The organism is Brevibacillus sp. LEMMJ03, from assembly GCF_007197875.1.
In the GTDB taxonomy this organism is placed as follows: Bacteria; Bacillota; Bacilli; order Brevibacillales; family Brevibacillaceae; genus Brevibacillus; species Brevibacillus thermoruber.
The window spans coordinates 33,006-48,450 of sequence record NZ_VKJN01000004.1 but is presented as its reverse complement, the minus strand read 5'-3'; the positions used below and the strand labels follow the sequence as shown (position 1 = coordinate 48,450).

Annotated in this window: 15 protein-coding genes; 2 read left to right on the top strand and 13 right to left on the bottom strand. The window is 56.9% G+C overall.

Features of this window, described 5'->3' with window-relative positions; all coding sequences use genetic code 11:
* Positions 1 to 15: 15 nt before the first annotated feature.
* From FOI68_RS06675 to FOI68_RS06625, 11 genes are all read right to left on the bottom strand, one after another.
* Entirely contained in the window at positions 16 to 1,512 is a 1,497-nt protein-coding gene (locus FOI68_RS06675; RefSeq protein WP_143862692.1) for an aldehyde dehydrogenase family protein, read from the bottom strand.
* The gene (locus FOI68_RS06670) at positions 1,509 to 2,804 is read right to left on the bottom strand and encodes a lyase family protein (RefSeq protein WP_255433391.1); all 1,296 of its coding nucleotides are present in this window, start codon (positions 2,802 to 2,804) and stop codon (positions 1,509 to 1,511) included. Before FOI68_RS06670 ends, FOI68_RS06675 begins: the two co-directional genes overlap by 4 nt.
* Entirely contained in the window at positions 2,801 to 3,781 is a 981-nt protein-coding gene (locus tag FOI68_RS06665; protein WP_255433390.1) for an ABC transporter ATP-binding protein, read from the bottom strand. The genes FOI68_RS06670 and FOI68_RS06665 overlap by 4 nt, the downstream gene beginning before the upstream one ends.
* Before the next feature lie 14 nt (positions 3,782 to 3,795).
* Entirely contained in the window at positions 3,796 to 5,232 is a 1,437-nt protein-coding gene (locus tag FOI68_RS06660) for an NAD-dependent succinate-semialdehyde dehydrogenase (RefSeq protein WP_221935113.1), read from the bottom strand.
* Positions 5,233 to 5,245: 13 nt separating this feature from the next.
* Entirely contained in the window at positions 5,246 to 6,172 is a 927-nt protein-coding gene (locus tag FOI68_RS06655; protein WP_051188161.1) for an ABC transporter substrate-binding protein, read from the bottom strand.
* 21 nt (positions 6,173 to 6,193) lie between these two features.
* Complete coding sequence (locus FOI68_RS06650; RefSeq protein ID WP_029098782.1) at positions 6,194 to 6,829, bottom strand: ABC transporter permease; 636 nt, start codon at positions 6,827 to 6,829, stop codon at positions 6,194 to 6,196.
* A 16-nt stretch (positions 6,830 to 6,845) separates the two neighbouring features.
* Positions 6,846 to 7,466, bottom strand: a complete 621-nt coding sequence (locus FOI68_RS06645) for an ABC transporter permease (protein WP_035297131.1) — start codon at positions 7,464 to 7,466, stop codon at positions 6,846 to 6,848.
* Positions 7,463 to 8,596 carry a mandelate racemase/muconate lactonizing enzyme family protein gene (locus FOI68_RS06640; protein ID WP_029098780.1) on the bottom strand — a complete coding sequence of 378 codons (1,134 nt, stop codon included), beginning with the start codon at positions 8,594 to 8,596 and terminating at the stop codon, positions 7,463 to 7,465. The genes FOI68_RS06645 and FOI68_RS06640 overlap by 4 nt, the downstream gene beginning before the upstream one ends.
* Positions 8,597 to 8,781: 185 nt before the next feature.
* Positions 8,782 to 9,729 carry an ABC transporter substrate-binding protein gene (locus FOI68_RS06635; RefSeq protein WP_143862691.1) on the bottom strand — a complete coding sequence of 316 codons (948 nt, stop codon included), beginning with the start codon at positions 9,727 to 9,729 and terminating at the stop codon, positions 8,782 to 8,784.
* Positions 9,726 to 11,051 carry a sigma-54-dependent transcriptional regulator gene (locus tag FOI68_RS06630; protein WP_143862690.1) on the bottom strand — a complete coding sequence of 442 codons (1,326 nt, stop codon included), beginning with the start codon at positions 11,049 to 11,051 and terminating at the stop codon, positions 9,726 to 9,728. The genes FOI68_RS06635 and FOI68_RS06630 overlap by 4 nt, the downstream gene beginning before the upstream one ends.
* Positions 11,048 to 13,060: a PAS domain-containing sensor histidine kinase gene (locus FOI68_RS06625; RefSeq protein ID WP_185973886.1), complete on the bottom strand. Its 2,013-nt coding sequence runs from the start codon at positions 13,058 to 13,060 to the stop codon at positions 11,048 to 11,050. Before FOI68_RS06625 ends, FOI68_RS06630 begins: the two co-directional genes overlap by 4 nt.
* 239 nt (positions 13,061 to 13,299) lie before the next feature.
* Here FOI68_RS06625 and FOI68_RS06620 point away from each other — a divergent pair, with 239 nt between their 5' ends.
* Together FOI68_RS06620 and FOI68_RS23335 are read left to right on the top strand one after the other, a co-directional pair.
* Complete coding sequence (locus tag FOI68_RS06620) at positions 13,300 to 13,857, top strand: cupin domain-containing protein (protein ID WP_143862688.1); 558 nt, start codon at positions 13,300 to 13,302, stop codon at positions 13,855 to 13,857.
* A gap of 14 nt (positions 13,858 to 13,871) precedes the next feature.
* Positions 13,872 to 14,039: a hypothetical protein gene (locus FOI68_RS23335; protein WP_185973885.1), complete on the top strand. Its 168-nt coding sequence runs from the start codon at positions 13,872 to 13,874 to the stop codon at positions 14,037 to 14,039.
* A 23-nt stretch (positions 14,040 to 14,062) separates the two neighbouring features.
* Here the strand turns inward: FOI68_RS23335 and hxlB are convergent, their stop codons facing one another.
* Both hxlB and hxlA read right to left on the bottom strand, forming a co-directional pair.
* Positions 14,063 to 14,620, bottom strand: coding sequence for a 6-phospho-3-hexuloisomerase (hxlB, locus tag FOI68_RS06615; protein ID WP_143862687.1), 558 nt, complete (start codon positions 14,618 to 14,620; stop codon positions 14,063 to 14,065).
* A gap of 5 nt (positions 14,621 to 14,625) precedes the next feature.
* Positions 14,626 to 15,261: a 3-hexulose-6-phosphate synthase gene (hxlA, locus tag FOI68_RS06610; protein ID WP_065066645.1), complete on the bottom strand. Its 636-nt coding sequence runs from the start codon at positions 15,259 to 15,261 to the stop codon at positions 14,626 to 14,628.
* Between the last annotated feature and the right edge of the window lie 184 nt (positions 15,262 to 15,445).

The window sequence follows — 15,445 nt, the reverse complement described above, 5'->3', positions numbered from 1 at the left end:
CGACATGCTCCTTTCCTAATGGGCGATCCAGATTGCTTTTGCTTTGGTGTACGACTGCAGGGAATGAATGGCGTATTCCTTGCCCCAGCCGCTCTGCTTCCAGCCGCCGAACGGGCTTGCGAAGTCGTAGCAGCCGTATCGGTTTACAAACACCATACCCGCCTGGAGCCGTTTGGCCACGCGGTGGGCACGGGCGACATCGTTGGTCCACAGGCCCGCGGCCAATCCGTACATGGTGTCGTTTGCCATGCGAACCACTTCGTCTTCATCCGCAAACGGAATCACCACAAGCACCGGTCCGAAAATTTCTTCCTGGGCGATCCGCATGCCGTTTCGGACGTCGGCAAACACCGTCGGCCGCACAAAGTAGCCGTCCGCGTTGGAGCCGGCGGTATCGCGATATCCTCCCGCAGCGACGGCCGCTCCTTCCTGCTTGCCGATCTCGATGTAGCGCAAAATGCTTTCCATGTGAGCTTTCGACACTTGCGGCCCCTGATCGCTCTGTGGATCGAACGGATCGCCCAGGCGGTAGGAGTCAGCCATCTGCGCCAGTCGAGCGACCACGTGATCGTAAATGCGCCGCTGCACGAACAAGCGGGTCGGCGCCGAACACTTTTCCCCTTTGTGGGTAAACAGGCCGTAGAACGAGCGTTGGATCGCGCCTTCGAGGTCCGGGGCATCTTCAAAGATGATATTGGGCGACTTGCCGCCAAGCTCCAGCGTCACCGGCTTCAGATTGGAGTCGGCGGAATCGTGCACCAGTTGTTTGCCGACCGCCGTGCTGCCCGTAAACGACACCTTGTCCACGTCCATGTGCCGGGCAATGTAAGAGCCGACCTTCCCTTCCCCCAGGATCAGGTTGATCACGCCGGGCGGAAGCACGCCCGCTTCGTGGATGATCTCAAACAGGCGGATCGCCGAAAAGCTGGTTACGCTCGACGGCTTGAACACAACGGTATTGCCCATTGCCAGGGCCGGCGCGATTTTCCACACCCCCATCACGATCGGAAAATTCCACGGCACGATCTGTCCGCAGACACCGATGGGATCCCGCGTCGTAAAACTGACAAAATCACCTTCCACCGGGTTGACTTCGCCGTAGTACTTGTCCACCCAACCGGCGTAGTAGTCAAACAGGTCGGCCGCTTCCGTCACATCGTCGACGTACGACTCCTTGTACAGCTTGCCGTTGTCGAGCGATTCGATGGTGGCCAGTTCGGCATGGTGTTCGCGGATGAGTTCCGCGATCGCGTGCAAGGCCTTCCCCCGGTCCTTTCGGCTCATCCGCGCCCAAGGCCCCTGTTCGAAAGCGGCCCGTGCGGCCGCCACCGCCTTGTCGACATCACGGGCATCGGCCCCCTGGAAGCGGCCGAGCACCTGGCCGTTCGCCGGATTGACCGATTCGATCAGCGATCCGCCGCCGTTCACCCACTCGCCGTTGATGTAAAGCGACTTGACCGGTTTGAGCCACTCTTTTGCCCATTCCAGCTTGGGGGGCTGCATGTTCGTCATGGTTTTTCTCTCCTCCCGTACGTTTCTTTGATTTCCTCCGGAGTCAGGTTTTTTACCAATTCGGAAAGTTCCCGGTACCCGTACGTTTCTTTCAACGCGACGACCAGAGGCACAAAACTGTTGGCGTACGCTTCACACCGCGAGAGGTTGGCGCGAATGCCGCGAACGCAATAACGCTCAAACTTCGCTACAGCGCTGGCCAGCATCTGCATGGCCTCCATCGCCAGGATGCCGGCCAGGCCCTCCCAGACGTTCAAGTGCAGCTCGCCATGTTCGATCGCCATCTGGACGGCATGATCGTAGGCGGTCACCAAAAACCCGCACTGGATCAGCGTTTCCGGAACGACAGGATTCACTTTGCCGGGAAAGAATGAGGAGCCTGCCTGCACCGCCGGCAGCCGAATCTCGGCCAGGCCCGCTTCCGGACCGGACGACAGCAGCCGTAGATCCTTGGCACATTTGATGAGCAGGCCGGCAAGAAGGCGAAGTTCGCTGGATACCCGAGCCAGATCGTCCGGATGCTGCGCCGCATCGTACAGGTTTTTCCGGTGGCGAAGCGGCAGTCCGGTCACCTCCCGCAGCGCTTCGAGGATGTGGGCGCGGTACGCATCCGACGCGCCGGTTCCGCAGCCGATCACGGTCCCGCCCAAGTTGACGGCGTGCAGTTCATCAAGGGCGGCACGCAGTGATTCAAGCCGGCGCCGCAGCGCAGCGGAAATACCGCTGAATATGACGCCGAGCGATACTTTCATCCCGTCCTGCAAGCACGTCCGGGCAATCGTCTCGACGCCTCCCAGTTCCCCGGCCTTCTCCTCCAGAGCATCCGCCAGGGACGAAAGTGCGCGCCAAAGCGGTTCGGCCAGTTTGAGCAGGGCCACCCGGATGGCGGTATGGCACACGTCCGAGGTAGACTGGCTGGCATTCACATGGTCGACAGGATCCACCCCGGGACCGGCCAGGCGGGCAATGACCTCGTTGATGTTCATGTTGATCCCGATGCTTCCGCCGCCGTGAAAGACGTCGACCGGAAACTGGTCATGATGCCGCCCGGCGATCAACAGATCGCACGCAGCGACAATCGCGTCGCGAATCGCCTCGTCGTACTGTCCGGCTCTGCCGTTCGCCAACGCGGCTGCTTTCTTCACTTCCGCCAGCGAAGAAATGTACACGGGAAAATGGGACAGCATCCGGCCGGAAAACGACAAATTGTCCACCGTTCTCAGGGTGTTGATGCCGTACAAGGTTCCTTCGGGAAGCGCCGCCGTTCCAAAGTTGTCCGCTTCGATCCTCACGTTCGTTCACTTCCCGTACGAGACAGACTGTCGAGAATGTGGGACAACCCGATCATCCCGGCGAAGTGTCCCCGTTCGTCAACGACCGGGATCGATTCCTTCCCGGTTTCCACCAGGCGGGCAAAGGTATCAGACACACTGTCGTCCAAACCGACCGGGTCGGAAGCATCCGCGGCTGCTGCCGCTTCGGCTGCGCCCGACAGGCGAAGAACATCCCGGTTTTTCAACAGGCTCATCCGGCGGAAGAGGCTGCGTTCACCGACCAACTGCCTTACAAAATCGTTGGCCGGATTCGCCAAAATCTTGTACGGTGTACCTACCTGGACAACCCGTCCGCTCTGCATCACCACAATCCGGTCAGCCAGGCGCAGGGCTTCGTCCACGTCGTGGGTGACGAACAAAATCGTCTTTTTCAACTGCTTTTGAATCCGCAGCAGTTCATCCTGCAGGCTGGTGCGGGTGATCGGATCGATCGCGCCGAACGGTTCGTCCATCAGCAAAATGGACGGATCAGCCGCCATTGCCCGGGCAATCCCGACGCGCTGCTGCTGCCCTCCCGACAGTTGGCGCGGGTAGCGCTTGCGGTAGATGGCAGGGTCCAGATGCACCATTTCCAACAGTTCGTCTACCCGCTTGTCGATCCGATCCCGGTCCCATCCCAACAGCCGGGGAACCACCACAATGTTGTCCTCGATCCGCATGTGCGGAAACAGCCCGTTCTGCTGGATCACATAGCCGATTCGGCGGCGAAGCTCTTCCCCTTTGATGGTCGATATGTCGACACCGTCAATCTCGATGACGCCCTCCGTCGGTTCGTACAGACGATTCACCATTTTCAGCAGCGTCGTCTTGCCGCATCCGGAGGGACCGAGAAACACGATGAACTCGCCCTCGCCAAACACCAGGTCGACACCGTCGACGGCTGGTGTCTTGGCGCCGGGATACATCTTGCTCACCCGTTTAAAGACGATTCCCACTCATTTCCCTCCCTTCAGAAGTTTACGTTGAGGTATTTGATCTCCAAGAAATCGTCAATGCCCTGTCTGCCTCCTTCCCGCCCGATCCCGCTTTGTTTCATGCCGCCGAACGGCGCCTGCACGTACCCCAGGACCGACTCGTTGATCCCGATCATGCCGTATTCCAGGCGGTCGGCCACACGCATGGTGCGGGCCAAATCCCGCGTGTAGAAGTAGGCGGCCAGTCCGTACGGCGTGTCGTTGGCCAGACGGATCGCTTCCTCCTCCGTCGAAAAGGGAATCAGCGGCGCGACCGGTCCGAACGTTTCTTCGTGGAAAATCTGCATCTCGCTGGTTACGCCGGACAATACGGTCGGCGCATAGAAGCAGCCGCTTTGATAAGAATCTCCTTTCAGCCGATCGCCTCCGCACCACAGTCGGGCGCCTTTGGACACCGCGTCGACCACGTGACGATGGACCTTGTCCAACGCTTGCTCGTGGATCAGCGGCCCCATCTGAACGCCCGGCTCCAGGCCGCTGCCCACTTTGAGCGTCTGCACACGGGAGACAAGCGCTCGGGCAAAATCGTCGGCGATCGATTCGTGCACGAAGATGCGGTTAGCGCAAATGCACGTCTGCCCGCCGTTTTGAAACTTGTTGATCATCAGCCCTTCGATGGCACGGTCCACATCCGCGTCTTCAAACACGATAAACGGCGCGTGCCCGCCCAGCTCCAGCGACACTTTTTTCACCTGTTTCGCCGATTGTTCCAGCAGGTACTTCCCGACGGCGGTGGAACCGGTAAAGCTGATTTTTTGCACCAACGGGTTCTCAAGAAATTCCCGGCCGATTGCTTCCGCTTCCCCCAGCACCAGGTTGGCCACGCCTTTCGGCAAACCCGCCTGCTCGAATACCTCAAACAGGGCAATTGCCGAAAGCGGCGTTTCCGGCGCCGGCTTTACCACCACCGTACAACCCGCGGCCAGGGCCGGAGCCAGTTTGCGCGTAATCATCGAGGAGGGGAAATTCCAGGGAGTGATGGCCGCGACCACTCCCACCGGCACCCGGTGAACCAGGATGCGCTGCGTCTCCTTGCTGGGCGGAACGATCTCGCCGTACACCCGCCGGCTTTCCTCGGCGTACCACTGCAAGAAGTCCGCCCCCCAGACGACTTCCCCTTTGGCTTCATCAAACGGTTTCCCCTGTTCCAGCGTCATGATGCGGGCCAGACGATCGGCGTTCTCCACGACCAGCCGGTGCATGGTGCTCAGGAGCTCGGCCCGTTCATCAGCGCTTGTCCGCGACCACGAGCCAAACGCGCGGTGAGCCGCTGCAATCGCTTCTCTCGCTTCCTCCCTTCCGCCGTACGCGACCTCGGCGACGGTTTCGCCGTTCGTCGGATTGGTGACGGCACAGCGAAGGCCCGACTTGGCCTCTGTCCACGCTCCGTCGATATACATCCGCGTTTCCATCGGTGATCCCCCCTTACTTGACCAGTTCGTGCTGTTTCAAAAATTCCCGCGCCACTTCTTCCGGTTCTTTTTTCTCCGGACCGTCCACTTCCCAGTTCAGCTTCTGCATCACTTCGTCGGTCAACAGCGAGCTGAGCTTGTTCAGCGGCTCCTTGATCTCCGGGTACATGTCCAGCTTTTCTTTGCGGATGATCGGAGCCACGTTGTACACCGGGAAAAAGCCGATGTCATCCTTGATCAGCTTCAGGTTGTGGCCGGCGATGTCGCCGTCGGTCCCGACCGACACGGTGACGTCCGACTCTCCCTGCAGGAGCGGTTTGTAGCGGATGCTGTAATCGATCTGGAACTGTTTTTTGAATGTGAATCCGCCTTTGTCTGCAAACGCTTTTTGCAGACCGGGCAGTCCGTCTTCGCGGACATCAAACTCCTGTGGGTAGGACAGCACCAGGTCTTTTGCATGCCGGGCGAGGTCGGTCAGCGTTTCAATGCCCAGCTTGTCGGCCAGATCCCGTTTCATCGCAAACCCGTACGTGCTGTTCAAAGGCGCCGGATCCAGCCACTCGATGTTCCACTGCTTGAACCCTTCCTTGTTGATCTCCAGCACTTTCTGCTGGTCTTTCTCCACAGGACGCTTCAGGATGGCGAGGATCCCGGTTCCCGTGTACTCGGGGTACATGTCCACCTGACCGCTTTTGATCGCTTCGAACGTAACCATCGTTCCGCCGAGATTCAGCTTTCGCTCGACAGGAACGCCGTTCGCCTCCAGTACCTGCGCGTACATTTCTCCCTGCAGCACGTTCTCCGTGTTGTTTTTCGAACCAACGACAACCGGCTCTTTCTTGCCGCCGCCACCGTTCGCCGAATCGGACGAACCGCAGGCGGACAAGGCAAACGCCGTTGCTGCCACGAGCATCATCGAGAGCAATGTCCGTTTTTTCATGAAAATCCCCCTCTTTCCTCGTCAAGAAGTGTACATGGTCACTCGCTTCAGCAGGAGCGAAAAACCGACTTCGCTCACGATCGCCAGAAGCGCGATCGGCACCGCGCCCAGCATCAAAAACGTAACATTGAACATGGCGATGCCGTTCATGATGTAGTTGCCCAGGCCTCCTCCCCCGATCAGCACCGCCAGGGAAGCGCTTGCAATGATTTCCACCGAAGCCGTTCGCACACCGGCTACAATTACCGGCAGGGCCAGCGGAAACTCCACCTGCACAATCGTCTGCATCGGACTCATCCCCATCCCCTTTGCGGCCTCACGGATGAGCGGGTCCATTTCCTTAAACGCCGTGTACGTGTTGATCAGGATGGGCGGACAAGCAAGCACGGTCAAGGCAAGCAGCGCCGGCAGGAATCCCACCCCCAACAGCGGCATGGCCAGGGCCAGGACGGCCAGGCTGGGGACGACCCGGCAGACGTTGACCGCGTTGATGACCGCATCCGCGATCCTCGCTTTCCTGGAGATGAACACGCCCAGCGGCACGCATATCAGCATGGCCAGGACAATCGAAGTCAGACTCAACACCACGTGCTGGACGGCGTTAGTAAAAAAGACGGACGCGTTGGTCGCAAAGTACGCCTGGAGATCCTGCAGCACGATGGTTCACCTCCTTTCACGACATGTTCGGACTGAGGAGCCGCTCGATCGCCCGGAACAACAGATCGGTGCCGATGGCCAGGACGGCAATGGCAATCGTTCCGGCGACGATCTTGTCCGTATGCGTACGGTACAACCCTTCGAAGATGAGCGTGCCCAGCCCACCCGCATTGATCCAGGCAGCCACGGTGGCGATGCTGATGATCGACACGGCGGCCACCCGGATCCCCGCCACGACCACAGGGACGGCAAGCGGGATTTCGATCTGAAAGACGATCTGCGCCTTGCTCATGCCCATCCCCTTGGCCGCCTCGATGATCAGCGGGTCAATGCCCCGGATGGCAGCCGCCACGTTTCGGACGAGAATCATCTGGGAATAGGCGATCAATCCGATGATGGCCGTTTCCGGCCCCAGCCCGGTGACGGGAATCAATAACGCAAACAGGGCCAAACTTGGAATGGTGTAAAGGATGCCGAACAAGCCGGTTACCGGGACGTACAGCCGCTTGTACTTGGTGATGGCGATTCCGATGGGAATGGCCAGCAGCAGGGAGATGCAGAGCGACAGGGCGGTCATGGACAAGTGCTCCAGAAACAGGTCCAGGACCCGATCCGTGTGGGTGAGCAGGTACTTCATGAGGACTCACCCACGTACACCCTGTCGTATTTGAACCGCTCCAATGCCGCAAGATCCAGTTCGATCCCCAGTCCGGGCTTGTCCGGGATCACAAGATAGCCGTCCTTGTCCACCTCCACCTTCACAGCCTGCACAAAATCCCGCCGCTCCGGCGTCCAGGCCGGCGGATCATACGGGTATTCCAAATAGGGGCAGTGGCTGACCGCCGCAGCCAAGTGGAGATTGGCCAATAAACCGATCCCGTTCGACCAGGTGTGCGGACTGAACCAGGCGCCGTTCGCCTGAACCATGTCGGCCACCTTTTTAACCTGGGTAATGCCGCCGGCCAGGGCGACGTCCGGCTGGTACACATCGAGCGCTCCCAATACGCTCATCTCCCGGAAGTCGTGCCATTTGCGATTCATTTCCCCACCGGCGATGCGGATTTCCACCAGTTCCCGCAGTTTCGCCAAGCCGCGAAAATCGTGATGCGGCAGAGGCTCCTCCAACCAGAACACGTTTAGCTGCTCCAGTTCTTTGGCCACCTGCAAGGCCAGCTTCAGATCCCAGCACGGCTGCACGTCCCACGGCATCTTCCATCCCTGGTTGGCATCCACCATGATGTGCAGTTTGTCGCCTACCGCCTTGCGCACGGCTTCGACCACTTTAATGTCTTTTCTCGGGTCATCATGATGAAAACGGATTTTCATCGCCTTGAATCCCTGCTCGACCAGCATCTGCGCCCGTTCAGCCCGCACCTCTGGTTCGACAATCTCTCCCGTGGAAGCGTATGCAAGAATTTTGCTGTTTCTTGCCCCCAGCAGCTTGTATACAGGTTGACCGGTTGCTTTTCCGATCAGATCCCACAGCGCCAGGTCCAGCGGCCAGCATCTTCCGTAGTGGAAATCAATGTTGTCGATCACCTGCCAATGCCGTTCGATCGCAAATGGATCCTGGCCGATAAACAAGTGTTCGTGTCCGGCAAAACCCGTCATCAAATCTCCCGAACCGATTCCGGTCAATCCTTCGTCCGTGTGCACGGCGACGATCGTGGTCGCAAACTTTTTTCGCGGTTGGGGATCCCACGCCGCCTTGAACGGAGGATCCAGCGGAAGCAGATAATGTGAAATTTCAATGCCCGTAATTTTCATGCCCTCACCTCTTTTCATTCAGTCATCGGAAGACTTGAGCAAATCCCGTGCCAACTTCTCGGGCCGCGCCATTCTTGCTCGCCTGCTGCCGCACAGTACGGAAAAACAAAAAAATTGCACAAAAATTTTACGCCAGAGACGTAAAATTTTTGTGCAATCAACGACGTCCTTCCCACTCCGACAGATCAGTTCAGCGGTTGAATAATCCGCTGCCCAACCAGGAATTCATAAGCGGTTTTGGTCACGTCCTTGTGAAGAATGTCCACCTGGTACATCAGATCGAGCATGTTCTCCTGAGTGATCCGGATGCGGATAGGCTCGATGAGCGTTTGCAGTTCCGGATATTTTTTCAATGTCTCGCCCAGTACCACCGGGCTGGCATGATAGGGCGGGAACGCATGTTTGTCGTCCTCCAGCACAATGAGATGGGCTTCCTTGATGCGAGGATCGCTGGCCATCCCTACAGCCGCATCCACCCTCGACTCCTTGACAGCTTGCGGAAGCAGCCCGGAATCGACGGCCATTACCTGTCCGTCCGGCAGCGACAAGTCGTACAGATCCCGAAGACGCTGCATCCCGTCTTCACGATGAAGGAATTCTTCGTTGGTGGCCAGTTTCAGCCGCGGATTCCGCGTACGGACGTATTCGACCAGGTCGCTGATGGAGGAGATCCCCCACTTCTTGGCTACGTCCTCCCGCACCATCACGGCCCAACTGCTGTTGAACTCACTCCGGGGAAACCAGCCGATTCCTTTCCGTTTGTCTTCTTCCGCCACTGCTTTCCAAGCCGCGTCGGGATCGTAGATCGGCTTTTGCTTGTGGTAGTACAAGCGAGCGGTGGACGTGTACTCCCAGTACAGGTCGACGACGCCCGCCTCCATCGCGGATCGGACGGCGGGGCTGTCCAGAAACACCATCTCGTTGACATCGTAACCGTGCCAGCGGAGGACGATGGATGTCATCTTCATCAACAGGTATTGCTCCGTCAGCGATTTCGCCCCGACGGTGATGGGTTGAGCGGGCCATGAAGGCTTTTCCGGGGACACAGGGGCCGCGGCCTCACGAGGCAGACTCACTGCGAGAAGTGCGCCGAACAAAACCGTTCCCACTGCGATGATTGCCAACCGTCTCATGGGCGCCTCATCTTCTTTAGCTTGTATATCAACGTGTTGCGGGAAATGCCCAACAGGTGCGCAGCCTTCGTATGGTTTCCACCCGCCCGCCGGATGGCTTCCCGGATGAGGTGCTCCTCCACTTCGTCCAGTACATCCTGCAGTCGGTCGTTCAGCGGGATCTCCTCCCACACCGGCCGACGGTACGCGACCGGCTGCCGGACGGCAAAGTCCTGAACGTCCAGGGTTCCGCTTTCCTTCAAGATGTGCATGCGTTCCAGCGTGTTGATCAGTTCGCGAATATTGCCCGGCCATGGTTCGTTCAGCAGCATCTTCATGAGTTCTGATGAAATGCTGATGGTCTTGCCGTACTTTTCATTCAGCTTGCGCAACGTTTGTTCCACAAGAAGCGGAATGTCTTCCCTGCGTTCGCGCAGCGGCGGAATCTCAATTTCCACCACGTTTAAGCGATAGTACAAATCTTCGCGAAAGCGTCCTTGCTGCACCAACTGTTTCAACGGTTTGTTCGTCGCCGCCAGGATGCGCACATCCACCTTGAGCGAAGCGTGGCTGCCAAGCCGCGTAACCGTCTTTTCCTCAATGACATGGAGGAGTTTGGCCTGCATGGCCGGAGAGATTTCGCCGATTTCGTCCAAAAAGATCGTCCCGCCATTCGCCGCCTCGAACTTGCCCGGGCGGGACTCCGCCGCTCCGGTGAACGCCCCTTTGGCATATCCGAACAGCTCGCTTTCCAACAGCGTCTCCGGGATGGAGGCGCAATTGATGCACACAAACGGCTTGTCCTTGCGATGACTGTACTGATGGATCCATTTCGCCAACGCCGTCTTTCCCACACCGCTTTCTCCCAGGAGCAGCATGATCGCATCCGTAGGTGTCACCTGTTCCAGCACGCGCCGGATTTGTTTCATTTTTTCGTTGGCAAAAATGATGGTGTCTTCGGACGATTCTCCCGTCGGCAGCGTCCTGCACACGCTGTCGACCACTTCCTTGATCTTGCGCAATTCGACCGGCTTGTTGAAGTAATCGGCGGCCCCCCCTTTCATCGCCATGACGGCGCTCTCGATGTTGCCGTAGGCGGTCAGCATGAATACGATCGTGTTCGGTTTCTCCCGTTTGATGACGGAAAGGACATCGAGTCCGGTCATGTCGTTCAACATGTAGTCCAAGAGCACGACGCTTATCGGATGTTTTCGGACCAGATCGATGGCCGATTTCCCGTCGTACGCTTGGTAGGTGGTGTAGCCTTCTTTCTCCAGTTTGATCGCAATGTTCCGGCACAATTTCACTTCGTCATCGACGATCAGTACGCCGTGCGCACTCATGTGGCAACCCCCTCCTTGATGGCAATTGGAAATCGACAGCGAACCGTCGTCCCTTTGTTGACAACGCTTTCAATTTGAATGTCGCCACCATGCTCGACCACGATGTCCCGAGCGATGGTCAGTCCGAGCCCATTTCCCCGTTCCTTGGTGGAGAAAAAGGGATTGAACAGCCATTGCAAGTCTTGTTCCGAAATGCCTACGCCGCTGTCCGCGATGGAGACGGTCAGCCAGGGACCATCCCTTTTCATTTGAATCGTGATGGTTCCACCGTTCGGCATCGCTTCCACACTGTTCAAAAGGAGATTGAGAAAGACCTGGAGCAATTTGTTTTGACGGCCTTTGGCCGGTGGCAGAAACGGCTCGTACGAGCGAATCACCCGGACGTTGGCTTCATTCAGCTTTATGCGGAGCAGGTGCAGAACGCGGTCCATCAATCGGTCCATCTCCACTTCTCCTACCTCCTCATGTCTCATCCGGACAAACGCCAGAAACTCGGACACGATCTCGCTCATGCGTTTGATTTCTTCCTCGATGTCAGTCACCAGCGTCTGGATCATTTCCGCAGGGGCCAGGTCTGCCATCTCCTCTTTCAACAACTCGCTAGTGCTTGCCAACACGGCCAGCGGATTTTTCAGTTCGTGGGCAATTCCCGACGTAATCTGCCCCATCAGAGCCAGCCGTTCGCTTTGCCGCACATGGGCCTCCAACAGCTTTACCTGGGAAACGTCCTCCAGCACGGCCAGCACGCCGCCATTGAACGAAGACGCGACCACCCGGATGATTCGTGTCTGCTTGTTCTCGTCCTCCAGCGACACTTCGGTTTCCCCCACGAGGGACTGCAAAAACGAAAACGGAGGCAGCACGGAAATGGGTTGTCCCTTCCACGTATCGGCCGGTGCCCCGATCAGCGCCGCCATGTTGCGGTTTACGTGGGTGATTCTGCCCTGTTGATCCAAGGTGATCAGCGCATACGGAATGCCTTCGATCACATCCCTCAGGAACTGCTCTTTTTCGTGAATCTTCACGGCCATTGAGACGATGGTCCGCATCAACACCCCCAATTCGTCCTGACTTTCCACCAACATTTCGGGAAATGGGGCACGCGACGGCGATTGATGAAAGTGTCGGGCAAAACGGGTGAGTCTCACAATCGGATTGAGGATGTGCCTCATTCCCAACACGACAAGACAGAGCATGAGTGCGAAGATTACGGCAAATCCGCCCGTTAGCGTCGCAGACAATTTCGACACGGGGACGAACGCAAGTGATTCAGGCACGCCTACGACCAGTCCCCAGTTGTGGCTCATCATATAGTAGGTCATGACGCTGACCTGCCCCACATGCGGCATTACTCCCGTTCCGATCTCTCCTTTCACCACCCGTTCCACGACGGGTTCTTCCGCGTAGTTCTTGTTCCACTCTGCTTCGTCCGTAGAAGCGATCACCATCCCGTTGCGGTCTACGATGTAGCCAAATCCGCCGCGTGTAACACTGATACTTTTTAACATTTCCGATAAATATTCGCGGCTCAGCTCCGCAACAAGCGCGCCGCGAAACCGGCGATCCTCGAAAAAGACGGGTATCAGGACGGCAACCGCCTGCTCTCCGCGATGGTTTCGGATCAGTTCCGTCACAACGTAATTGTAGCTCCACCGGACGTGTTCCATTTTTGGGTATTCGTAGACGATCTCTCTCCCTTCCGTCTGAAAAGGAGCCTCAAAGCGCAGCCGTTTGGAGGCGTCAAAGAAGGAGATGGATTGGATAAACACGCTTTTGGACACAGTCTGTTTGGCCCGTTGATACATCGCTTGTTCATCGACGCGCTGATTGCCTGTTTGTCCCGCGATCAACTGCAGCTGCAGCACGACGTCGTTCAGTTCCGAACTCAGCCGCTTCGCGATCGATTCCGCGTAGATTTCATTGCTTTGTTCGATATTGATTCGCATGAGATCCTTTGCATAATTCACCACCAATTGATAGATGACCAGTGTCGGAATAATCAGAACCAACGAGAAAATCACCAGGTATTTTCGCGTGATACGGGTTGAGATCGACCGGAATAACCGTTTCATGTTTCCTCTCTATGTTGTTCGTTCATTTTGTTATTTTCAATCTTACCCGTCTGTTCTGATTTGTCAAACAACCCGAAAGGTTTCCCGCTGGCTCGGTGAGAGCTGTCCTGACACCGATGAAGAGAAAACCGCATAGGCTACAACGTACATGATGAAATCATGAGAGGAGAATATCCATGTACCGCAAAGCGTGGGGTCACCCTCAATGGCATAATCCCGTGTACGACTGGAATCCCAACCATTGGAGCTACCAGTGGAATCCTTATTATGTCTATTGGAATCCCAACCGGTTTCCTTATGGCAGAAGGATCAAACTGACCGATTATGGATCAAGACCGTTTGTCGTGAATATTGACCAAGCAGCCAAACAAAACCAGACGTACCGGACGGCTTTATGGACAGGGAAGTACTTTCAAGTGACGCTGATGAGCATCGATGTCGGCGATGACATCGGTTTGGAAGTCCATCCGACCACGGATCAATTCATTCGGATTGAAGAAGGACAGGGACTTGTTCAAATGGGTGAGAGCAAAGACCACCTGGATTTTCAAGAAATGGCCTATGAGGACTATGCCATCATGATTCCTGCCGGAAAATGGCACAACGTAATCAATACGGGTCATACGCCACTGAAAGTGTACGTGATCTATGCGCCGCCTGAGCATCCGTTTGGTACCGTTCATGAAACAAAAGAAATCGCCATGGCTGCCGAAGAAAACCGGCATGAGAGATGAATCGGTGGAAACGCATGGATTCCATCGGCGATCCCGATGACAAAGCCAATCACAGGGGCAGCGGCATCCACAGACGTCCGCCGGCCGTGCGAAAAGCTGAGAACGCCGGAACCGCGACAAATGAAAAAGCAGATCGCATCGCGCTGCTTCAAAATCGCGATGCGATCTGTTCGTTCATGTGAATGGCTTTGTACGGCAGTTTTCCCTACTCCAGATTGGCATGTCTGCCGAACATCGCCTGGGAGTCCCATCCCAGTTTCTCCATCAACCGCAGGATGACAGCGTCGTAGAACAGCAGCAGGGTTTGCTCAAACAATGAACCCATGGGCTGGATGGTTTTGGTTCCGCTGTCCGCCTGGTCTTTCGGAGAACCCGGCAGGGTAATGACGAGATCAGCTAGCTGTCCGATGGTCGATTCCGGGAAAATCGTGACCGCCGCGACGGCACCCCCGATGCTTTTCGCTTTCGTTGCCATGGACACCAAACTTTTCGTCTCCCCCGAACCGGACCCGATGATTAACAGGTCGTCTTTTTCGAAGTTGGGGGTTACGGTTTCGCCTACGACATAAGCGCGCAGCCCCATGTGCATCAGCCGCATGGCAAAGGCGCGAACCATCAGGCCCGATCTGCCTGCACCGGCTACAAAGACCTTCTTTGATTCAAGGATGCGAGCTACAAGCTGTTCCGCTTCTGCTTCGGCGATTTGGTCAACCGTCCGCGTCAGTTCATTGACGATTTCATTGGCGTATTGACGAGTGTGCATCCTGATCACGATCCTTGTGTGATCATTTTTTTCATTTCGGCAGCGACTGCTTTTTTATCTGCTTGTCCCGTAATGCCGCCGCCGACAATGACCAGATCCGGTTGGGCCTTCACGACTTCCGGCAGCGTCTCCAGCTTGATGCCGCCCGCGATCGCCGTTTTCGCATGTTTGACCACACGTTTGATGGTCAGCAGGTCTTCCAGCGAATTTTTCCCCACGGCCTGCAGATCGTAACCGGTATGGACACAGATGTAGTCTACGCCAAACGCATCGACTTCCTTTGCCCGCTCTTCCAGGTTTTTCACACCGATCATGTCCACCAGGATTTTTTTCCCTCGTTTCTTCGCCTCTTCGACCGCACCCTTGATGGTGACGTCTTCCGCGGCGCCCAGAACCGTGATGATGTCAGCGCCGGCCTCGGAGGCCTTCATGACTTCATAGCCGGCCGCATCCATGATCTTCAGGTCTGCCAGCACGGTCATCGAAGGGAAGGCCTCCTTGATTTCCTTGACGGCGCGAAGCCCTTCATTGATCACAACCGGCGTGCCGATCTCAACGATATCCACATACTCCGCAACTTCCTTGACCAGGTCCTTGGCTTCCGGAATCGTGACAAGATCCAGCGCGAGCTGCAGCTGCATGATTGCTTCACTCCTACCTGTTTCTGTTTTTTTCGGTACCCATCCCCGTTTCGTATGCGCTGCAAACCGCCACCCATGACGGGAGTCACGAGAAAGCGAGTTCGGCCGTCACTCCTTTCTCTGTGTGCTGCGCGTGATGTTTGGCGGCGCATGCTTTATTCTAGACCTTTACCTCCAAAACAGA